This window comes from Streptomyces sp. NPDC030165, from assembly GCF_055573595.1.
This window is the reverse complement of record NZ_JBVIBD010000005.1, coordinates 312,329-333,383: the sequence shown is the minus strand read 5'-3', so window position 1 is coordinate 333,383 and position 21,055 is coordinate 312,329. Positions and strand designations below refer to the sequence as shown.

The window sequence follows — 21,055 nt, the reverse complement described above, 5'->3', positions numbered from 1 at the left end:
GCCGTCGCCGGGCCGCTGGCTAGGGTGGCCGTATGAGCGATGCGGGGGTGACCGTCCGGGTGCTGCTGGCGGACGACGAGGCGATGATCCGGGCAGGGGTGCGGGCCATCCTGACGGCCTCACCCGGTGTCGAGGTGGTCGCGGAGGCGGCCGACGGGCGCGAGGCGGTGGAGCTGGCGCTGCGGCACCGTCCCGACGTGTGCCTGCTGGACATCCGGATGCCGCGGCTGGACGGCCTGGGCGCCGCTGCCGAACTGCGCCGGGCGCTGCCGGAGACGGCCGTGGTGATGCTGACGACCTTCTCCGAGGACGAGTACGTGGCCGGGGCCCTGGGCTCCGGCGCCAGCGGCTTCCTGCTGAAGACCGGCGACCCGCGGGAGCTGATCACCGGGGTACGGGCGGCCGCCGAGGGCGGCGCGTACCTCTCGCCGTCCGTGGCGCGGCGCGTCATCAGCCAGTTCGGCGGTGTGGCGCTGGGCAGGGCGGCCGCGGCGCGCTCCCGTACCGAGGAACTGACTTCCCGCGAGCGCGAGGTGCTCGCGCTGGTCGGCGCCGGACTGTCGAACGCGGAGATCGCCGGGCGGCTGTTCGTCGTCGAGGGCACGGTCAAGGCGTACGTCAGCGCGATCCTGGCCCGGCTGGGCCTGAAGAACCGCGTGCAGGCGGCGATCCTCGCGTACGAGGCGGGGCTGGTGCGGGACGTGTGAGCCGGGGGCGCCGGGACGCAGGTCCGGTGGCGGTGCTTCCGTTACTTTCGTCAGGGGCGCACGCTGGCCTCCATCGGCGAAGCTGATGTCATGCTCACTCGTCCGACCCGGCTCGCGCCGCCCGCCGCCGAACGTTCCCGGTGGGCGGCCCGGTTGCCGGCCGTCTGTCTCTGGCTGGCGCTGTCCCTACCGCTCACCGCCGCGTTCGACGGGGTGCCGCAGGTACGGACCTGGACCGCGCTGGCCGGCATTCCGCTGCTGGGGCTGGCGGTGGTGGTGCGGCGGAAGTGGCCGCTCGGGGCGCTCGCCGTGCCGGTGGTGCTGGGGCTGACGTCGGCCCGTGACTTCTTCACGTTCGAGTACGCCACCGCGCTGGCCGTGCTGGCCTACCTGGCCGGTGTACGGGTCGGACGGGCCCGCGCCGCCCTCTGGTTCTTCACCGGTGTCGCGGCCGTCAGCCTGCCGCTGTGCGTCGTCGTCACCCGCAACCTGTGGCCGTGGTTCTCCGCCGTACTCACCCTGCTCTTCAACGTCGTCCTGCCGTGGCTGCTGGGCCGCTACCGCCGCCAGTACGCGGCGCTGGTCCGTACGGGCTGGCAGCTGGCCGAGCGGATGGAGCACGAGCAGCAGGCGGTCGCCGACCGCACCCGGCTGCGCGAACGGGCCCGGATCGCCGGGGACATGCACGACTCGCTCGGCCACGAACTGGCGCTCCTCGCCCTGCGGGCCGGGGCCCTGGAGATCGACCCGCGGCTGGCGCCCGACCAGCGCGCGGCCGTCGGCGAGCTGCGGGCGGCAGCCGGCGCGGCCACCGAGCACCTGCGGGACATCATCGGCGTCCTGCGCACCGACGACCAGCCGGCGCCCTCCCGGCTGCCCGCCGACGACAGCGTCGAGGCGCTCGTCGAACGCGCCCGGTCCTGCGGCCTGGACGTTGTGCTGCGGCGTGACGGGGCCGCGGCGGAGGACCCGGACGCCATGCCGGTGATGGGCTGCCGCGCGGTGTACCGCGTGGTGCAGGAGGGGCTGACCAACGCCACGAAGCACGCGCCGGGCGCGCCGGTGGAGATACGGCTGACCGGCGACGGGCAGCGGCTGGACGTGACGGTGACCAACGCACCGCCGCCGCCCGGCACGGCATCGGCACCGGCCCTGGTCCCGGGCGGCAACGGGCTGGTCGGGCTGGACGAACGGGTGCGCCTCGCGGGCGGCGAGCTGCGGGCCGGGCCGACGCCGGAGGGTGGTTACGAGGTGGCGGCGCGGCTGCCGACGGCCGACGGGGCGCCGGTGCGCGGCCCCGGCGACAGCGCGCGGTGGAGCCGGTCGCAGCGGGAGCTGGCGTCCGCCCGGCACCAAGTGCGGCGGCGGCTGGTGCAGACGGTGGCCGTACCGGCGGCGCTGTTCACCGGGCTGCTGCTGCTCATGGGCGTCTTCGCGCTGGTCAGCCCGTCCTGGTCGGTCCTGGACCGCGGGACGTACGACGCGCTGCGCATCGGTGAGGGGCGGGAGGCGGTGGAGTCGCGGCTGCCGTTCTTCTCCCTGGACGTACCGCCGGACGGCACCCCGGCGCCGCCTCCCGGCCGCACCTGCCGGTACTACACCTTCCGTGCGTACGACGACGATGTGGCCTACCAGCTGTGTTTCGCGGACGGCCGGCTGGCGTCGAAGGGACTGGTACACCGGCGGGACCGGCCGCCGGCCGGGTAGCCGGACGTGCGGCCCGGTCCCCGTCCGGCCCCGTACGGAAGAGACGTCACTTCACCTCAAGGACGATCTTCCCCTGCGTACGGCCGCTCTCACCCATCTCGTGCGCCTTCGCGGCCTGCTCCAGCGGGAAGACCGCGGCGATGTGCGCACGCAGTGTGCCGGCCTCGGCGAGGGCTGCGATCTCGCTCATGCCCGCGTGGTCGGCCTCGACGATCATCAGCGCGAGGCGGACCCCGCGCTCCGCGGCCTTGGCGCGGTCCTCCGGGGTGCTGCCGACGAGGATCGAGACGACGGTGCCGCCCTCGCGCACCACGTCCAGGGAGCGGGTGAGGGTGTCACCGCCGATGGCGTCCAGGACGACATCAACCGTACCGGCGGCCTCGGTGAAGTCGGTCTCCCGGTAGTCGATCACCTCGTCGGCCCCGAGGGAGCGCAGGAAGTCGTGCTTGCCGGAGCCGGCCGTACCGATCACGTACGCGCCCTTGGCCTTGGCGATCTGTACGGCGAGGTGGCCGACGCCGCCCGCCGCCGCGTGGATCAGGACGCGCTGTCCCGGCCGTACGTCCGCGGTGTCCACCAGGGCCTGGTACGCGGTGAGCGCGGCCAGCGGCAGGGCGCCCGCCTGGACGTGGTCGAGGGCGGCGGGCTTGTGCGCGAAGGCCCGCGCGGGGCCGGTGACGTACTCGGCATGGGTACCTACGCCGTACGGGTACGGGACCATGCCGAAGACCTCGTCGCCCGGCTCGAACAGGGTGACGCCGATGCCGACCGCCGTCACGACGCCGGAGACGTCCCAGCCCAGGACGCGGGGCAGCCGCTCGACGAAGAGACCGGCCGCGCGGTGCTTCCAGTCGGTGGGGTTCACCCCGGCGGCACGGACCGCGATCTGGATCTGGCCGACGCCCGGCTCGGGCCGCGGGAGTTCGGTTTCCTTCAGGACCTCGGGGCCGCCCGTGACGTCCTGGCTGATGGCACGCATGGTGTGTTCGCTCATGCCGTCCAGCATCACCGGCCCCGGCGGCCACAACAATGGCACGATGGCCATCGTCCGATAGGATCGTGCCATGCAGCGTGCGCATCGAGTGGTGGTCCTGGCCCTGGACGGCGTCTATCCGTTCGAACTCGGCATCCCGGGACGGGTGTTCGGCGCGGCCGAGGGCCGCTACGAGGTGCTGACCTGTTCGGCCGACGGGCGCCCGGTGCGCTGCGGTGCCGACTTCTCGATCGTGGTGGAACACGGACCCGAGGTGCTGCGCACCGCCGACACCGTGGTGATCCCGTCCATCGCCCCCGACCACGTCCGCACCGAGCTGCCCGACGCGGTGACCGCCGCGCTGGCGGCCGTCCGGCCCGGTACGCGCACGGTGTCCATCTGCACCGGCGCCTACGTCCTGGCCGCCGCCGGACTGCTGGACGGCCGCCCGGCCACCACGCACTGGCAGCTCACCGACGACTTCCGGCGGCGGTTCCCGCGGGTCCGGCTCACCCCCGACGTGCTCTTCGTCGACGACGGCGACGTGCTGACCTCGTCCGGCGCCGCCTCCGGCATCGACGTGTGCCTGCACGTGGTGCGCGCCGACCACGGCGGCGCGCTCGCCAACCACGTGGCCCGCAAGTGCGTCGTGCCGCCGTTCCGCGACGGCGGCCAGGCCCAGTACGTCGAGCAGCCGGTGCCCGCGCCCACCGCGACCGGCACGGCCGCCACCCAGCAGTGGGCCCTGGAGCACCTGGACGAACCGCTGACGCTGACCCGGCTGGCCCAGCACGCCGGAATGAGCCTGCGCACCTTCAACCGCCGCTTCCGTGACGAGACCGGCCTGAGCCCCGGCCGGTGGCTCATCCAGCAGCGCCTGCTCCGCGCCCGTCAGCTGCTGGAGACCAGTGACCTCCCGGTGGACCTGGTCGCCGGCCACGTCGGCTTCGCCGGCGGCGCCTCCCTGCGCCAGCATCTGCACGCCGCCATCGGCGTCTCCCCCCAGGCGTACCGCCGTACGTTCCGGGCGCCCGGCCGGACGGTGGGGACGGAGCCGGTGGCCACCGGCCACTGACGCGCAAGGCGGTGGCCGGTCACCGCATCAGCACCCCCGCTTCCTCCCCCGTCGCCTCCGACGGCACCGCCAGCAGGCCCATCTCGGCCGCGGAGGCCAGCAGGCGGTGGGCCGGCAGGACACGGACCGTGTAGCCGAAGGAGCCGGTGCGGTCGAGGGCGAGGGGGCCTTCGTAGAGCCAGCGGCCTTCCAGGTCGGGGCCGCCGGTGGGTTTGAGCGGGACGGTCGTGGCGTCGGTGATGCGGTCGGATTCGTCCACCCGGCCCGAGACGGCCTGGACCTCCACGTCGTCGGGGGCGAGGTCGCCGAGGGCGACGCGGACCCGCAGCGCCAGGGTGGCGCCCAGTTCGGCGCTGCCGTTGGGCGGGGCGCCCGGTACGCCGACGGGCTCGGCGCGGTCCACGACCGGGGCTCCGGTCTCGACGTGGTCCACCGCGACCTGTGGCCACGCGGCCCGTACCCGGGTCTTCCAGGCGGCCAGTTCGGTCGCGGACTGCGGGGTCAGGGAGCGCTGGGAGCGGGCTGCGGGGGCGTACAGGCGTTCCACGTACTCGCGCACCATGCGGCCCGCCAGTACCTTCGGCCCCAGGTTGACCAGGGTCTGCCGGACCATCTCGACCCAGCGCTGCGGTACGCCGTCCGCGTCGCGGTCGTAGAAGCGCGGCGCGACCCGCTGTTCCAGCAGCTCGTACAGGGCGTTGGCCTCCAGTTCGTCGCGCCGGTTCTCGTCGGTGGCGTGGCCGTCGGCGGTCGGGATGGACCAGCCGAAGTCCGGCTCGTACCACTCGTCCCACCAGCCGTCGAGGACGGAGAGGTTCAGGCAGCCGTTGAGTGCGGCCTTCATGCCGGAGGTGCCGCAGGCCTCCAGTGGGCGCAGCGGGTTGTTGAGCCAGACGTCGCAGCCGGGGTAGAGCTTCTGCGCCATGGCCATGCCGTAGTCGGGCAGGAAGACCAGCCGCTGCCGTACGCGCGGGTCGTCGGCGAAGCGGACCAGTTCCTGGATGAGGCGCTTGCCGCCGTCGTCGGCCGGGTGGGCCTTGCCCGCGACGACGATCTGGATCGGCCGCTCGCGGTGCAGCAGCAGGTCCATCAGGCGGTCGCGGTCGCGCAGCATCAGGGTGAGCCGCTTGTAGGAGGGCACCCGGCGGGCGAAGCCGATGGTGAGGACGTCCGGGTCGAGCACGCCGTCGATCCAGCCCAGCTCGGCGGCCCCGGCGCCGCGCTGGCGCCAGGAGACGTGCAGCCGCCGCCGTACCTCCTCGACGAGCTGTTCACGCAGCACCCGCCGCAGGTCCCAGACGTCCGCGTCCGGGATGTCGGCCACCGCCGACCAGCGCCGCGAGTCGCCGACGGAGAGCGCGTCCTCGGTGCGGCCCGCGCCGATCTGGCGCGCGCCCAGCCGGAAGACCTCGGGCGCCACCCAGGTGGGCGCGTGCACCCCGTTGGTCACCGAGGTGATCGGCACGTCCTCCGGGTCGAAGCCCGGCCACAGCCCGGCGAACATCTCCCGGCTGACGCGGCCGTGCAGGGTGGAGACGCCGTTGGCGCGCTGGGCCAGCCGCAGCCCCATCACCGCCATGTTGAAGCAGTTGGGCTCGCCGCCGGGATAGGTCTCCAGGCCGAGGGCGAGGATGCGTTCGACGTCGATGCCGGGCAGTTCCGCCGCCTCGCCGAAGTGCCGGGCGACCAGCTCGCGGTCGAAGCGGTCGATGCCGGCGGGGACGGGGGTGTGGGTGGTGAAGACCGTTCCGGCGCGTACGGTCTCCAGGGCGCCGTCGAAGTCCAGGCCGACCGGCCCGCCGGCCTCGCCGGGGCCGCCCTCGCGGCCGGCGTCCGCCAGCTCCCGGATGCGCTCCAGGCCGAGGAAGCCCGCGTGTCCCTCGTTCGTGTGGAAGACCTCGGGCGCGGCGTGTCCGGTGAGCCGGCAGTACGTCCGTACGGCCCGCACCCCGCCGATCCCCAGCAGCATCTCCTGCAACAGACGGTGCTCACTGCCCCCGCCGTAGAGCCGGTCGGTCACGTCCCGCTCGCCGGGGCCGTTCTCCTCCACGTCGGAGTCCAGGAGCAGCAGCGGTACGCGCCCGACCCTGGCCACCCAGACGAGCGACCGCAGCTGCCGCCCGCCGGGCAGCGCGAGGGCGACCTGGACGGGCGTCCCGTCGGCCTCCCGCAGCAGGTCCAGCGGCAGCTCGTTGGGGTCCAGCACCGGGTAGTGCTCCTGCTGCCAGCCTTCGCGGGAGAGCGACTGGCGGAAGTACCCGTGCCGGTAGAGCAGGCCGACCCCGATGAGCGGGACACCGAGGTCGCTGGCGGCCTTGAGGTGGTCGCCGGCGAGGATGCCGAGGCCGCCCGAGTACTGGGGCAGCGCGGCGGTGATGCCGAACTCCGGCGAGAAGTAGGCGACGGCATCTGGCAGCCGGCCGTCCCGGCCGCCCTGCTGGGCGCTCTGGTACCAGCGCTGCCCGGTGAGGTAGTCCTGCAGGTCGTCGGCGGCGGCGCCGAGCCGGCGCAGGAATCTGCGGTCCCCGGCCAGCTCCGCGAGCCGCTCGGCGGAGACGGTGCTCAGCAGCCGTACGGGGTCCAGCCCCGCCCGGCGCCGGCCGGCGGGGGCTATGGCGTGGAAGAGTTCGCGGGTCTCGGGGTGCCAGGACCAGCGCAGATTGCGCGCCAGGTCGCTGAGGGGCCGCAGGGGCTCCGGGAGGACGGGGCGAACGGTGAACCGACGAATGGCCTTCACGCTACGACGGTAGCGGCGCACCCCCGCCCGATTCGCCCGGTACCCCGGAATCCGGTCGGATCCGGACGCCAACTGCCATGATCGGCACGGCCCTTGACTCGTCACCCGTTCGGCCGAGCCAGTCACCCGACGGGCGTCTTCGGGCCACCGCGGGACGCGGTGCGGCGCGCCACGGTGACACGATCCGGCCCGGCCCTCCCCTCGCTTCCCACCCACCTCTCGCGGCCGATATGGCCGGTTCCCCACCCTCGTGCACTCTTGTTCGGATCCCCGTCGGGCGGAAGGCTGCCGGGTGGCGCCGCCGGCCCGGGTGCGGTACCCGGCCCTCCACCCGCGACTCCGGCGGCTCCCGCCCGAGTTGAGGAGGGGACCGTGCCACTGGACCGTACGCAGCGCAATCCGCCCCCCCCCTGGGGGCTGGACCGGCCGGATCGGCCGGACCACCCGAGCCTGCCGCTGGACCGGCCCTACGCCGCGCCGCGGCCGGGCCGCGTACGCGTCCTGGACCGTACGGGCACAGGCACCACCGCACAGGCCGGCCCGCCCGGGACCGGCGTGCCGCGTTCTCCAACTGGGGTGCGCTGCTCGGCCTGTTCGCACCGGGTGTGGACATCACGTCGGTGTGGAACCCGGGAGACACAGCGAAGTGGCCCCTCTCCGGTACGTCCATGGCCGCTCCGCACGCAGCCGGCGCAGCTGCGCTCCACCTCCCGTCCCCTCGGCGGGCCGGACCCAAGGAGGTGCGGAACGCGCCCGGCCGCCGCGGCGGCCGAGCATCGGACCAAGGCGGCCGGCCCCGGTTCGCCGACCGCGTCGTCGCAGGTCAGCTCCGGCTGATGAGCCCAGGAAAGCGCGACCCCGTACCGCGTACGGGCGGGGTGGTCACCGTGCGCCGGGAGGCGTCCGTACCGCCTGCGGGTGCTGCCGGAGCCCGGGTCATATTCCGTTCCGCGGTTACGTACCGGTAGTGCGCGGACGGCCCGATTGCCCGCCCGTGCGCCGCGGGAAGGCTTGTGCGGTACCGCTCTTGCGCCCCGGCGCGCCGCACGGCTTCCCGCACCGCCCCATCCGCCAACCGAGTGAAAGCGGACAGGAGAGCCCATGCCCGCAGCCCGTCCATCCGCCACAAAAACGATAGAAAGGACAGAATTCGGTAGCACCTCCCAACCGTCAGGTGACCCCATGATCGGCCGCATCCCCGTGCTCGACCTCCGCCCCCTGATCGACTGCGGCCGTCGTCCGGCGAAAGCGGTGGTCGGTGAGACCTTCGAGATCTCGGCCACCGTCTTCCGCGAGGGCCACGACGCGGTCGCCGCCAACGTCGTCCTGCGCGATCCCCTGGGCCGCCCGGGCCCCTGGACCCCGATGCGCGAACTGGCGCCCGGCACGGACCGATGGGGCGCCGACGTCACCCCGGACGTGGAGGGCCGGTGGACGTACGGCGTCGAGGGCTGGTCGGACCCGGTCACCACCTGGCGCCACCACGCCGGCATCAAGATTCCGGCCGGTATCGACACCGAACTGGTCCTGGCCGAGGGCGCGGCGCTGCACGAACGCGCCGCCGAGGGGGTGCCCAAGAGAGACGGCCGGGAAGCGGTGCTGGCCGCCGCGGACGCCCTGCGCGACCCGCAGCTGCCCGCCGCGACCCGGCTCGCCGCCGCACTCACCCCCGAGGTGACCGGCGCGCTCGCCCGGCACCCGCTGCGCGAACTGGTCACCGCCTCGCGGACGGTGCCGCTACTGGTCGAGCGCCGCCGCGCCCTGTTCGGGTCGTGGTACGAGCTGTTCCCGCGCTCGGAGGGCGCGGTCGTACGCAAGGGCGCGCCGCCCGTCAGCGGTACGTTCCGGACGGCGGCCGAGCGGCTGCCCGCGGTCGCGGCCATGGGGTTCGACGTCGTCTACCTGCCGCCCGTGCACCCCATCGGCACCTCCTACCGCAAGGGCCCCAACAACGCGCTCTCCGCGGGCCCGCACGACGTGGGGTCGCCGTGGGCCATCGGCTCGGCCGAGGGCGGGCACGACGCCCTCCACCCGGACCTCGGCACCTTCGAGGACTTCGAGCACTTCGTCCGTACGGCGCGCGACCTGCGCATGGAGGTGGCACTGGACTTCGCCCTGCAGTGCTCGCCGGACCACCCCTGGGTCGCCGAACAACCCGAGTGGTTCCACCACCGGGCGGACGGCTCCATCGCCCACGCCGAGAACCCGCCGAAGAAGTACCAGGACATCTACCCGATCGCGTTCGACGCGGACCTGAACGGCCTGGTGCGGGAGACGGAACGGCTGCTGCGCTTCTGGATGGAGCGCGGGGTGCGCATCTTCCGGGTGGACAACCCGCACACCAAGCCGGTGCTCTTCTGGGAGAAGGTCATCGCGGACGTCAACCGCACGGATCCGGACGTCATCTTCCTGGCCGAGGCGTTCACCCGCCCGGCGATGATGCGCACGCTGGCGCAGATCGGGTTCCAGCAGTCGTACACCTATTTCACCTGGCGCAACTCCAAGCACGAGCTGACCGAGTACCTCACCGAGCTGTCGCGGGAAACGGCCTCGTACATGCGGCCGAATTTCTTCGTCAATACGCCGGACATCCTCCACGCCTATCTGCAGCACGGCGGACGCCCCGCGTTCGAGGTACGGGCCGTACTGGCCGCCACCCTCTCCCCGACGTGGGGTGTATACGCCGGATTCGAGCTGTGCGAGTCGACACCGGTACGAAGTGGCAGCGAGGAGTACCTGGATTCGGAGAAGTACCAACTCAGGCCCCGGGACTGGGAGACAGCGGCGCGCCGGGGACGTAGCATCGCCCCCCTCATCACCGCTCTGAACCGCTTGCGACGCCGGCACCCGGCACTCCAACAGCTGCGCGACCTCCATTTCCACCGCGTCGACAACGACGCCGTCCTCGCCTATTCCAAACGGGCCGGGAACGGCGCCGGAGCCGACACGGTGCTCACCGTCGTCAACCTCGACCCGCACCACACCCACGAGGCGACGGTGTCGTTGGACATGCCGGAACTCGGCCTCGATTGGCACGATTCCGTCCCGGTGCGCGACGAGCTCACCGGCGAGACCTACCACTGGGGCAGGGACAACTATGTGCGCCTCGATCCGGGCCGTGCACCGGCGCCCGCGCACCTGTTCTCCCTGCGACCGTCCTCACCGATCGGAGGGTCACCCAATTGATCGTCAACGAGCCCGTCCCGGACAAGTTCGAGGACACGCCGGCCAAGGACCGCGATCCCGACTGGTTCAAACGGGCCGTCTTCTACGAGGTCCTGGTGCGTTCCTTCCAGGACAGCAACGGCGACGGCATCGGCGACCTCAAGGGCATCACGGCCAAACTGGACTATCTCCAGTGGCTGGGCGTGGACTGCCTGTGGCTGCCGCCGTTCTTCAAGTCGCCGCTGCGGGACGGCGGTTACGACGTGTCGGACTACACCGCCGTACTGCCGGAATTCGGTGACCTGGCCGACTTCGTGGAGTTCGTGGACGCCGCGCACCAGCGCGGGATGCGGGTGATCATCGACTTCGTCATGAACCACACCAGCGATCAGCACCCGTGGTTCCAGGAGTCGCGCACCGACCCGGACGGCCCGTACGGCGATTACTACGTCTGGGCCGACGACGACAAGCAGTACCAGGACGCGCGCATCATCTTCGTCGACACCGAGGCGTCCAACTGGACCTTCGACCCGGTGCGCAAGCAGTACTTCTGGCACCGCTTCTTCTCCCACCAGCCGGACCTGAACTACGAGAACCCGGCCGTCCAGGAGGAGATGCTCTCCGCCCTGCGCTTCTGGCTCGACCTGGGCATCGACGGGTTCCGGCTGGACGCGGTGCCGTACCTGTACGCCGAGGAGGGCACCAACTGCGAGAACCTGCCCGCCTCGCACTCCTTCCTCAAGCACGTACGGGCGGAGATCGACGCGCATTACCCGGACACGGTGCTGCTGGCCGAGGCCAACCAGTGGCCGGAGGACGTGGTCGACTATTTCGGTGACTACTCCAAGGGCGGGGACGAATGCCACATGGCGTTCCATTTCCCGGTCATGCCGCGCATCTTCATGGCGGTACGCCGCGAATCGCGCTACCCGGTCTCGGAAATCCTCGCCAAGACCCCGGCGATTCCGGCCAACTGCCAGTGGGGCATCTTCCTGCGCAACCACGACGAGCTGACGCTCGAAATGGTCACGGACGAAGAGCGCGACTATATGTACGCGGAATATGCCAAGGACCCGCGCATGCGGGCCAATATCGGCATCCGCCGCCGGCTGGCCCCGCTGCTCGACAACGACCGCAACCAGATCGAGCTGTTCACCGCGCTGCTGCTGTCACTGCCGGGCTCGCCGATCCTGTATTACGGCGACGAGATCGGCATGGGCGACAACATCTGGCTCGGCGACCGGGACGCGGTCCGCACACCGATGCAGTGGACGCCCGACCGCAACGCCGGTTTCTCCTCCTGCGACCCCGGCCGGCTCTTCCTGCCGACCATCATGGACCCGGTCTACGGCTACCAGGTCACCAACGTCGAGGCGTCGATGTCCTCACCGTCGTCGCTGCTCCACTGGACCCGCCGCATGATCGAGATCCGGAAGCAGAACCTGGCGTTCGGCCTCGGCACCTACACCGAACTGCCCTCGTCCAACCCCGCGGTACTGGCCTTCCTGCGCGAATACCAGGACGACCTGGTGCTGTGCGTGCACAATTTCTCGCGTTTCGCGCAGCCCACCGAACTGGATCTGCGCACATTCAACGGGCGGCACCCGGTCGAGCTGATCGGTGGCGTCCGTTTCCCGCCCATCGGCGAATGGCCCTATCTGCTGACCCTGGCAGGTCACGGCTTCTATTGGTTCCGGCTGCGGAGGGGGGCGGTCTAGGGGCCCCACCGGCGTCCGGCCGGGGCGGCGGAAAACCATCGCGCGTATCCGCTCGCGAAGCGGGTACGGGCGTTTTCCGACCGCCCCCACGGGCAGTCTCCCTACTACCGCACGGGCCGGGTGAGCCAGCGCCGAAACCCCGGTGTCAGGGGTAATCCCCACAGACACCGCTGCCGTACGGACGATCCTCACCCGACACGTCCCGCACCGCCGCACAGTCAAGGCCGCATTCCGGGACACTTTGCCCTATCTGTCGTGTGCCCGGGGAAAGGACGCGACGCCATGTCGGAGACCGCCTCGACCCGTGCCATCCGCAGTTCGCATGACCGCCTCTCGACCACCGCTCCCGCGCTGTTGTCCTCACTCGTCCCCCTGCTCAGCGAATGGCTGCCGCGGCAGCGGTGGTTCGCCGGCAAAGGGCGGCCGATCACGGGGTTCCAGCTGGTGTCGGCGACCGAGTTGCTGCCGTGCGCGGCGGGTGGCGCCACACCGGGGCTGCTGCACCTGCTCGTACGGGCGCAGCAGTCGGCGGTTCCCCCCGGGGGCCCGCAGCCGGTGCCCCCGGAGAGCCCGGCCGATCAGACCACCGCGCCGCCCACGGGCCCGGTGGCGACCGCGGACTGCTACCAGCTCCTGCTCGGCGTGCACAGCGCCCTGCCGCCGCAGCTCGCCCCCGCCGTGATCGGCCGCCCCGCCGGCGGACCGCTGCACGGCCGCACGGTCTACGACGCCCTGCTCGACAACCGGCTGTGCGCGCTCCTGCTGGAGCGGCTTCGCGTGCCGGGGCGGCTCGGCGGGCTGCGGTTCTGCCGGGTGGCCGACAGCACCATCTCCTCCGGGATGCCCGCCCGGCCGGTCACCGCCGAGCAGACCAACTCCTCGGTGGTCTACGGCGATGCGTACATCCTCAAGGTGTTCCGGCGTACCGCGCCCGGCCTCAACCCGGACCTCGAACTGCCGCTGGCGCTGGCCCGCGCCAAGTGCGGGCGGGTCCCCGCGCCCGCCGCGTGGTTCGAGACCGACCCGGAGGCGGGCGAGGGCGAGCCGGTCACGCTCGGCGTGCTCCAGCCCTATCTGAGCGGTTCCGCAGACGGCTGGCAGCTGGCCCTCAACGCGCTCGCCGTGCAGGCCGACTTCACCAGCTCGGCGCGGGCCCTCGGGCACGCCACCGCCGAGGTGCACACCGCGCTGGCCGAGACGCTGCCCACCACGGAGCTGCGCCGCCCCCAACTCGACGCGATCGCCGCCCGGATGAACGAGCGGCTGGTGGCCACCGCGCGCGTGGTGCCCGCCCTGCGGCCGTACTGCGCGCGGCTGCGCACCGCCTTCGACGAACTGGCGGCGCTCGGGCACGACGGCCGGGCCTGGTCCGCCCAGCGCATCCACGGCGACCTGCACCTGGGCCAGACGCTGCGGACCGCCGACGAGGGCCGCTGGTCGCTGATCGACTTCGAGGGCGAGCCGTCCCGGCCGCTGGCCGAACGGCGGCGCCCGCAGCCCGCGGTGCGGGACGTGGCGGCCATGCTGCGCTCCTTCGACTACGCGGCGCGCAGCGGCCCTTCGGGGGGCGATCCGTGGTCGCTGGAGTGGGCCCGGCGCACCCGGGCCGCGTACTGCCTCGGGTACGCGGAGGCCGGCGGGCTCGACCCGCGCTCGGCGCCCGAGCTGATGCGGGCGTACGAGACCGACAAGGCCGTCTACGAAGTGCTGTACGAGGCCCGCCACCGGCCGAACTGGCTGCCCGTACCGATGGCCGCGGTGCGGCGGCTGGCCGGGGCACAGGCCTCCCGGGGCGCCGCCGGCACGGACCCCTGTGCCGGGCCGGACCTGGACGGGGCCGATGGGCGCGCATGAAACGGCGGGAGCGGGCCACCCGGGGCTCTACGGAGCACCGCCGCCGGCGGGTGCGGCACCGGCGCCCCCGCCCGTGGGCCCGGCGTACCCGGCGTGCGCCAGACCCCCGCATACCAGACACATCAGACATCTCAGACAGCCCTGATACCTGACATCTGGCCGAGGAGGCTCCTCTCGTGACCGCCCGTTCGTCGTCCCGCCGCCCATCGCAAGAACCCGCGCCCGCCCGAGGCACGGCCGTCCGGGACACGTCCCCGGAGGCGCCCGCCGGCCGGTCCGGTGTCCCGGCGACCTTCCTGCCGGGACGTGATGAGCCTGCCGGACCCGGCGGAGCCGCCTCCCCCACCGCGCCCGCCGCTCCCTCCGCGCCCGCCGCTCCGTCGCCCTCACCGTCGCCGTCCGCCGAGCGGCCACCGCACCAGCGGGACCACGGCGAGCCGCTGCCGGAAGCCGGGGGCGCCCGGCCCGACGGCTCCGGCCCCGAGCCCGGCCCCGAGCCCAGCGGCGGGAGCCACGGCGTGCGGACCGCGCCACCGCTCGATCCCGGGGACCGCGACCGGCTGCTGTCCGGCGCGCACCACGACCCGCACGGCCTGCTCGGCGCCCACCCGGTACGCGGCGGCGTGCTCTTTCGCGTACTGCGCCCGTACGCGCGGGCCGTCACCGTCCTCGCCAAGGGTCTGCGGGCCGACCTGCACGACGAGGGCGACGGCCTGTTCGGCGGTGTGCTGCCGCTGTCCGCGATCCCCGAGTACGAGCTGCTGGTCTCGTACGAGGACAACGACGTGAACGTGCACGACCCGTACCGCTTCCTGCCCGCCGTCGGCGAACTGGACCTGTACCTGTTCGGCGAGGGCCGCCACGAGGAGCTGTGGCAGGCGATGGGCGCGTGGCCGATGACCCACCAGGGGGTGACCGGGACGCGCTTCACCGTCTGGGCGCCGAACGCCCGGGGCGTGCGCGTCGTCGGCAACTTCAACTACTGGGACGGCACCGGCTTCCCGATGCGCTCACTCGGCTCGTCCGGGGTGTGGGAGCTGTTCCTGCCGGGGCTGGGCGAGGGCGAGCTGTACAAGTTCGAGATCACCCGGCCGGACGGCTCGAAGACGCTGCGCGCCGACCCGATGGCCCGCCGTACGGAGTGCCCGCCCGCCAACGCCTCCGTCGTGCACGCCTCGCACCACCGCTGGCAGGACGCCGCGTGGCTGGAGCGGCGCGCCGAGCGCCCGGTGCACGCGGCGCCGTTCTCCGTCTACGAGGTCCACCTGGCGTCCTGGCGTCCCGGGCTCACCTACCGGCAGCTCGCCCAGCAGCTGCCCGCCTACGTCAAGGACCTGGGATTCACCCACGTCGAGCTGATGCCGGTCGCCGAGCACCCCTTCGGCGGCTCCTGGGGCTACCAGGTCACCGGCTTCTACGCGCCGACCGCCCGGATGGGCACCCCCGACGACTTCAAGTACCTGGTCGACGCGCTGCACCAGGCCGGGATCGGCGTGCTGATGGACTGGGTGCCGGCGCACTTCCCGCGCGACGACTGGGCGCTGGCGGAGTTCGACGGGCGGCCGCTGTACGAGCACGAGGACCCGGCGCGGGCCGCGCACCCCGACTGGGGCACCCTCGAATTCGATTACGGGCGTACCGAGGTGCGCAACTTCCTGGTCGCCAACGCGGTGTACTGGTGCCAGGAGTTCCACATCGACGGGCTGCGGGTGGACGCCGTCGCCTCCATGCTCTACCTGGACTACTCCCGCGAGAGCGGCGAGTGGACGCCCAACGTGCACGGCGGGCGGGAGAACCTGGACGCGGTCGCCTTCCTCCAGGAGATGAACGCCACCGTCTACCGGCGCTGCCCCGGCGTGGTCACCGTCGCCGAGGAGTCCACCGCCTGGGACGGCGTCACCCGCGCCACCCACCATGTGGGGCCCGGCGGTTTCGGCGGGCTGGGCTTCGGGCTGAAGTGGAACATGGGCTGGATGCACGACTCGCTGGACTACGTCGGCAAGGAGCCGGTGCACCGCAAGTACCACCACAACGAGATGACGTTCTCGATGGTGTACGCGTATTCGGAGAACTACGTACTGCCCATCTCGCACGACGAGGTGGTGCACGGCAAGCGCTCGCTGGTCTCCAAGATGCCCGGCGACTGGTGGCAGCAGCGGGCCACGCAGCGGGCGTACCTCGGGTTCATGTGGGCGCACCCGGGCAAGCAGCTGCTGTTCATGGGGCAGGAGTTCGCGCAGGGGGCGGAGTGGGCGGAGGGGCACGGCCCCGACTGGTGGCTGCTGGACCCGTCGTACTCGGCCGAACCCGACCACCGGGGCGTACGGGACCTGGTCCGCGACCTGAACCGCCGCTACACGGACACGCCCGCGCTGTGGGAGCAGGACACGGTGCCGGAGGGCTTCTCCTGGATCGACGGCGGCGCCAGTGAGGACAACGTCTTCGCCTTCCTGCGGTACGGCACGGACGGCACCCCGCTGCTGGCGGTCTCCAACTTCTCGCCGGTGGTGCGGCACGCGTATCCGCTCGGGGTGCCGGCGGACGTGGCGGCGTGGCGGGAGGTCCTGAACACGGACGAGACGCGGTACGGCGGGAGCGGGGTGGCCAACTCCGAACCGCTGGTGCCCGACGCGTCCGTACCGTGGCACGGTCGGCCGGCATCGATCACCCCCGTGCTGCCGCCGCTGGCGACGGTCTGGCTGCGGCCGGTGTGACGGCGGCCCGTACGAGGCGGTGAACGGGCCGGGGCGGCGGAGCCCCGGTCCGTTCCGCCTTCCGCGCCGGCCCGTTCAGCCGTCCATGGCCCGCTTCCAGCCCTCCAGGAAGGGCGCCTCGGCCGGATCGGGGCGGTCGGAGGCGTTCAGGACACGGTGCCAGTACGGGTAGTAGGCGGGCAGCTGGGAGAGTTCGGTGAGCCGGGCCGTCTCGGCCTCGGTGAGGCAGAGGCCGGTGGCCGCGAGGTTGTCGCGCAGCTGCTCCTCGTTGCGGGCCCCGATCACCAGGCCGGTGACGCCGGGGCGGCCCAGCAGCCAGGCGAGCACGACGCGCGGTACGGACGTGCCGTGCGCCTCGGCGATTCCGGCGAGGGCGTCGATGATGTCGTAGGCCCGCTCCTTGTCGACCACGTGCGGTTCGGGCCAGTCGGTGCCCTGCCGGGTCGTGGACGGCACCTGCTGTCCGCGCCGCACCTTGCCGCTGAGCAGCCCCTCCCCCAGCGGGCTCCAGACCAGCGTGCCGAGGCCCTGGTCGAGGGCGGCCGGCAGGATCTCGTACTCCGCCTCGCGGGCCTCGGGGGTGTAGTAGACCTGCTGGGCCACCGGCGCGACCAGGCGGTGCAGCCGCGCGGTGTACAGCGTCTTCATGATCTGCCAGCCGTTGAAGTTGGAGATGCCGACGTAGCGGACCTTGCCGTCGGCGACGAGCCGGTCCAGGGCGGTCAGGGTCTCCTCGACCGGTGTCTGGCCGTCCCACTGGTGCAGGTAGAGCAGGTCCAGGTGGTCGGTCTGGAGGCGGCGCAGGCTGCGCTCGACCTCGCGCAGGACGCTGTACGCCGACGAGCCGCCCTCGTTGGGCCCGTCGCCGACCTGCATCCGTACCTTCGTGGCGAGCAGGACGTCGTCCCGCCGGCCGCGCAGCGCCTCGCCGGTGATCTCCTCGGCCTGGCCGAAGGAGTACATGTTCGCGGTGTCGATCATGTTGACGCCGGCGTCCAGCGCGATGTCGAACAGCCGGCGGGCCTCGTCGGTGCCGAGCCCGCCGATCTGGGCGAACTGCTCGCGCGCACCCACGTTGAGGGTGCCGAGCACGAGCCGGGACACCTTCAGGCCCGACTGCCCGAGCGTGCGGTACTCCACGGTTTCTCCTCGGTCGCCGGCGCTGGTGACGCTCCGCGGTCAACCGTAGGTCCGGGCCGGTACGCAGCGCGGCAGGTGCGCGGCGTGGCGGCGTACGGCCGCGCGTCCGGGCCCGGGCGGTCCGCTCCGGGCGGCCGGGCGCCCTGCCCCGGGCTTCTCAGTCCGCACGCCCGGTCAGCTCCGCACGCAGCCGGGCCAGGCCCGCCCGCCACTCCCGACCGCCGCCTCCCGACGCGTCCCACAGCTCGGCCAGCTCCGAGTCCGGCGCGAGAATCCGGTCCAGGGCGTGGCCCGCCAGCACGGCGAGCTGCTGCGGCGGCGGGCCGACCGCCAGCTCCGGGCCGTACGCGAGACCGTCCGGGAGCGCACGGCCGGCGCGGGCGGCGGCGAGCAGGGCCGCCGCGGCCACCGCCATCTCGGCTTCCGGGGCCTCCAGGTAGTCCCGTTCGGCGGCGGCCGTGGACAACACGCCCCGTATCGCGCCGAGCCGCCGGTCTTCCGGCATCGCGGCCAGTTCGCCCAGGAAGTCCGCCGCCGCGTCACCGTCGAACGGCCCGGAACCCCGCGTACCCATCAGCTTCCACCCCTCATTCGCTGCCACCCCGCGGCCCCGCACCACCACCGGGCCGATTGCATCGTGGCATCTGCCACTGACAATCGGCCCGGCGGTGCGGTACGGATTCCGTGCGGACGCGGCTCAGTCGCGCGCAGAGGTGCCGCCGCTGCCCGCCGCGACCGGTTCGCGGGCGGCCTCGGGCCCGGTCACCGGCTCCTGCGTACGGCGGCGGCGCGGCAGCAGTACGGCGACCAGCACCGTGCCCACGCCGAGCACGACCGCGCCGATCAGGCTGGTGTGCGCCACCGCGTCGGAGAACGCCCCGCGCACCGCGTCCGCGACCGCCTGGGCCTGCTGGAGGCCGAGCGCCTGCGCCTTCTCCGGGCCCACCTTGGGCGCGGCGCCCTGCGCGACCTGCTTGCCGACCTCCTTGGCCACCGCCAGCCCGGCGCCCACCGAGTCCTGCGCGGTGGACAGCGCGTCGCCCGGCAGTTTCGGGCCGCCGTGCGCCGCGGCCGAGGCCGCCGCGTCGGACAGCTTGGTGGAGTACGTGCTCGCCAGGACGGAGCCCAGGATGGCGATGCCGAGCGAGCCGCCCAGTTCGATGGAGGTGTCGTTGACGGCGCCGCCGACGCCGAGCTGGTCCTCGGGGAAGGCGCCCATGATGGCGTCCGTGCAGGGCGACAGGGACAGGCCGATGGCCAGGCCCAGCACGATGAGCGGGGCGAGGAAGTCGCCGTACGAGGAACCGGCGTCGACGCGGGTGAGCAGGGCGAGGGCGACCGTGCCCCCGACCATGCCGGTGGTCACCGTGACCTTCATGCCCAGCCGCGGCGTCAGGAAGCCGGTCAGCGCGGCGCCCACGAAGACCGCGCCGGCCAGCGGCAGCATGCGTATGCCGGTGTCCAGCGGGGAGTAGCCCAGGACGAACTGGAGGTGCTGGGTGAGGTAGTAGAACGCGCCGAAGACCGCGAGGAAGAAGAGGGCCACGGCGAGGTTGGAGCCGGCGAAGCCGCGGTGGGCGAAGCGGCGTACGTCCAGCACCGGGCGCGGGTGGCGCAGCTCCCAGACGGCGAACAGGACCAGGCCGACGGCGGCGGCCACCGCGGCGCCGACGGCGCGGGCGTCCCAGCCGAAGTGCGGGCCCTGGATGAGCATGTAGATCAGCGAGCCGACCCAGACGACGGACAGCAGGCCGCCGACGTAGTCGAGCCGGTCGCTGTGGCCCGCCTTGGACGCCGGGACGACCAGCAGCGCGCCCAGGATGCCGAGCGCGGCGACCGGCACGTTGATCAGGAAGGACGAGGACCAGCCGTGGTCCTCCAGGAGCGCGCCGGCCACGAGCGGGCCGACGGCGATGGCGAGGCCGGCGGTCGCGGTCCAGATGGTGATGGCCAGCGCGCGTTCGCGGCGCGGGAAGGTGGCGGCCAGCAGGGACAGCGTCGCGGGCATGATCATGGCGGCGCCCACGCCCATCACGGCGCGGGCCGCGATGACGCCGCCGGAGCTGTCCACCAGGGCGCCCGCGACCGATCCGCCGGCGAAGACCAGCAGGCCGAGGACGAGGGCTCCGCGGCGGCTGTACTTGTCGCCGACTGCGCCCAGCATCAGCATCAGCGCGGCGTACGGGACGGTGTAGGCGTCGATGACCCACTGCAGGTCGGAGCTGGACAGGCCCAGGTCGGCGGTCATGTCGGGGGCCGCGACGGTGAGCGAGGTGTTCGCCATCACGATGATCAGCAGGCTCAGGCACAGCACGCCCAGGGCCCACCAGCGCTTCGGATAGGGCCGGTCCGTGTCGTGGACCGGCCGGGTCTGCGGAGAAGGCACCCGATTCACCCCTGGCTCTCAGAACGTTCTCGGTGGCGCGCCGGGCAGGCGCGCACGATCTTGCACGCCGATGTGCAATTACACAGCGGTGTGCAATTTACGTCGCTGCACAGCCATGTGCAAAATGAGGGGGGAGCGGGACCGTGACCGCACGCGTCCGCCGACCGAGGAGCCGCCGCGCCATGACCGCACTCACCAGCCGCGCCCACGCCAACCGCCGCCGGATCATGGACATCGCGCTGGCCGAACTGCTGCGGCACCCGGACGCGACCATGGACCAGATCGCCCGCGCCGCCGGAGTGGTACGACGCACCGTCTACGGCCACTTCCCCAGCCGGGAGGCGTTGATCACCGCACTGACGGACGCCGCCGTGGACGACGTGACGACCGCCTTCGCCGACGGCACGGCCGACCCGTCCGAGCCCGCCGACGTGGCACTGGCCCGGGCCACCCTCGCCGCGTGGGAGTGCGCCGACCGCTACCGGCTGCTGGTCTCGCTCGCCCAGTGCAGCGTCACGGACGCGGGCATCCGGGCCCGCCTGGAGCCCGTACGGCGCCGGGCGACGACCATCCTGACGCGCGGCCTGGAGGCGGGCCTGTTCCGCTCACCGCTCCCCCCGCGCGCCCTCGCGCACGTACACGAGCACATGCTGTTCGGGCTGATGCAGGCGGTCAACGACGGCGACCTGGGCGCCGAGGCGGCCGGACACGCGGCGGCGCAGACGGTGCTGGCGGCGGCGGGCGTACCGGACGAGCGGGTGGCGGAGGCGGTACGGGAGGCGGAGGCGTCGCCGGTGACGGGAGACGGCGGGGCGGGACGGGCGGAATGACGGCGAGCCCCGGCGGCGCTTCGATGAGCGCCACCGGGGCTCGTACCGT

At 73.0% G+C, this 21,055-nt stretch carries 14 protein-coding genes; 9 read left to right on the top strand and 5 right to left on the bottom strand.

The genetic code is table 11. The annotated features are described in order from the left end of the window. Nucleotides 1-32 precede the first annotated feature (32 nt). On the top strand, nucleotides 33-707 hold the full coding sequence (locus ACZ4Z1_RS12490; RefSeq protein WP_468486534.1) for a response regulator: 675 nt from the start codon (nucleotides 33-35) through the stop codon (nucleotides 705-707). 90 nt (nucleotides 708-797) lie between these two features. Then, nucleotides 798-2,414 (top strand): sensor histidine kinase, encoded by a 1,617-nt coding sequence (locus ACZ4Z1_RS12485; RefSeq protein ID WP_468486533.1) that lies wholly within the window; start codon nucleotides 798-800, stop codon nucleotides 2,412-2,414. Between the two features lie 46 nt (nucleotides 2,415-2,460). On the opposite strand, the gene ACZ4Z1_RS12480 is transcribed toward ACZ4Z1_RS12485, so the two are convergent. After that, nucleotides 2,461-3,393 carry an NADP-dependent oxidoreductase gene (locus ACZ4Z1_RS12480; RefSeq protein WP_468486675.1) on the bottom strand — a complete coding sequence of 311 codons (933 nt, stop codon included), beginning with the start codon at nucleotides 3,391-3,393 and terminating at the stop codon, nucleotides 2,461-2,463. An 85-nt stretch (nucleotides 3,394-3,478) separates the two neighbouring features. Between ACZ4Z1_RS12480 and ACZ4Z1_RS12475 the strand changes: the two genes are divergently transcribed. After that, nucleotides 3,479-4,462 (top strand): GlxA family transcriptional regulator, encoded by a 984-nt coding sequence (locus tag ACZ4Z1_RS12475; protein ID WP_468486532.1) that lies wholly within the window; start codon nucleotides 3,479-3,481, stop codon nucleotides 4,460-4,462. A gap of 19 nt (nucleotides 4,463-4,481) precedes the next feature. Here the strand turns inward: ACZ4Z1_RS12475 and glgP are convergent, their stop codons facing one another. Beyond that, a complete protein-coding gene (glgP, locus tag ACZ4Z1_RS12470) occupies nucleotides 4,482-7,199 on the bottom strand; it encodes an alpha-glucan family phosphorylase (RefSeq protein ID WP_468486531.1) in 2,718 nt (905 codons plus the stop codon). A 605-nt stretch (nucleotides 7,200-7,804) separates the two neighbouring features. Between glgP and ACZ4Z1_RS12465 the strand changes: the two genes are divergently transcribed. The 5 genes from ACZ4Z1_RS12465 (at nucleotide 7,805) to glgB (ending at nucleotide 16,650) form a co-directional block, all read left to right on the top strand. After that, nucleotides 7,805-8,167 carry a S8 family serine peptidase gene (locus tag ACZ4Z1_RS12465; protein ID WP_468486530.1) on the top strand — a complete coding sequence of 121 codons (363 nt, stop codon included), beginning with the start codon at nucleotides 7,805-7,807 and terminating at the stop codon, nucleotides 8,165-8,167. A 214-nt stretch (nucleotides 8,168-8,381) separates the two neighbouring features. Further along, nucleotides 8,382-10,385, top strand: a complete 2,004-nt coding sequence (locus tag ACZ4Z1_RS12460; protein ID WP_468486529.1) for an alpha-1,4-glucan--maltose-1-phosphate maltosyltransferase — start codon at nucleotides 8,382-8,384, stop codon at nucleotides 10,383-10,385. Next, a complete protein-coding gene (treS, locus tag ACZ4Z1_RS12455; RefSeq protein WP_468486528.1) occupies nucleotides 10,382-12,082 on the top strand; it encodes a maltose alpha-D-glucosyltransferase in 1,701 nt (566 codons plus the stop codon). The genes ACZ4Z1_RS12460 and treS overlap by 4 nt, the downstream gene beginning before the upstream one ends. A 282-nt stretch (nucleotides 12,083-12,364) precedes the next feature. Then, entirely contained in the window at nucleotides 12,365-13,936 is a 1,572-nt protein-coding gene (locus ACZ4Z1_RS12450; protein ID WP_468486527.1) for a maltokinase N-terminal cap-like domain-containing protein, read from the top strand. 518 nt (nucleotides 13,937-14,454) lie between these two features. After that, the gene (gene glgB / locus ACZ4Z1_RS12445; protein ID WP_468486526.1) at nucleotides 14,455-16,650 is read left to right on the top strand and encodes a 1,4-alpha-glucan branching enzyme; all 2,196 of its coding nucleotides are present in this window, start codon (nucleotides 14,455-14,457) and stop codon (nucleotides 16,648-16,650) included. 75 nt (nucleotides 16,651-16,725) lie between these two features. On the opposite strand, the gene ACZ4Z1_RS12440 is transcribed toward glgB, so the two are convergent. The 3 genes from ACZ4Z1_RS12440 to ACZ4Z1_RS12430 form a co-directional block, all read right to left on the bottom strand. Further along, nucleotides 16,726-17,790, bottom strand: a complete 1,065-nt coding sequence (locus ACZ4Z1_RS12440; protein WP_468486525.1) for an aldo/keto reductase — start codon at nucleotides 17,788-17,790, stop codon at nucleotides 16,726-16,728. Between the two features lie 157 nt (nucleotides 17,791-17,947). Further along, entirely contained in the window at nucleotides 17,948-18,364 is a 417-nt protein-coding gene (locus ACZ4Z1_RS12435; protein ID WP_468486524.1) for a DUF4259 domain-containing protein, read from the bottom strand. Between the two features lie 123 nt (nucleotides 18,365-18,487). Further along, a complete protein-coding gene (locus ACZ4Z1_RS12430; protein ID WP_468486523.1) occupies nucleotides 18,488-20,176 on the bottom strand; it encodes an MFS transporter in 1,689 nt (562 codons plus the stop codon). 182 nt (nucleotides 20,177-20,358) lie between these two features. Between ACZ4Z1_RS12430 and ACZ4Z1_RS12425 the strand changes: the two genes are divergently transcribed. Next, on the top strand, nucleotides 20,359-21,006 hold the full coding sequence (locus tag ACZ4Z1_RS12425; RefSeq protein ID WP_468486522.1) for a TetR/AcrR family transcriptional regulator: 648 nt from the start codon (nucleotides 20,359-20,361) through the stop codon (nucleotides 21,004-21,006). Nucleotides 21,007-21,055: the final 49 nt, after the last annotated feature.

Coding starts and splice junctions, on each gene's coding strand:
- ACZ4Z1_RS12435 (WP_468486524.1), bottom strand. CDS start 18,364: ATGGGTACGCGGGGTTCCGGGCCGTTCGACGGTGACGCGGCGGCGGAC.
- ACZ4Z1_RS12485 (WP_468486533.1), top strand. CDS start 798: ATGCTCACTCGTCCGACCCGGCTCGCGCCGCCCGCCGCCGAACGTTCC.
- ACZ4Z1_RS12490 (WP_468486534.1), top strand. CDS start 33: ATGAGCGATGCGGGGGTGACCGTCCGGGTGCTGCTGGCGGACGACGAG.
- ACZ4Z1_RS12475 (WP_468486532.1), top strand. CDS start 3,479: ATGCAGCGTGCGCATCGAGTGGTGGTCCTGGCCCTGGACGGCGTCTAT.
- ACZ4Z1_RS12480 (WP_468486675.1), bottom strand. CDS start 3,393: ATGCGTGCCATCAGCCAGGACGTCACGGGCGGCCCCGAGGTCCTGAAG.
- ACZ4Z1_RS12450 (WP_468486527.1), top strand. CDS start 12,365: ATGTCGGAGACCGCCTCGACCCGTGCCATCCGCAGTTCGCATGACCGC.
- ACZ4Z1_RS12425 (WP_468486522.1), top strand. CDS start 20,359: ATGACCGCACTCACCAGCCGCGCCCACGCCAACCGCCGCCGGATCATG.
- ACZ4Z1_RS12460 (WP_468486529.1), top strand. CDS start 8,382: ATGATCGGCCGCATCCCCGTGCTCGACCTCCGCCCCCTGATCGACTGC.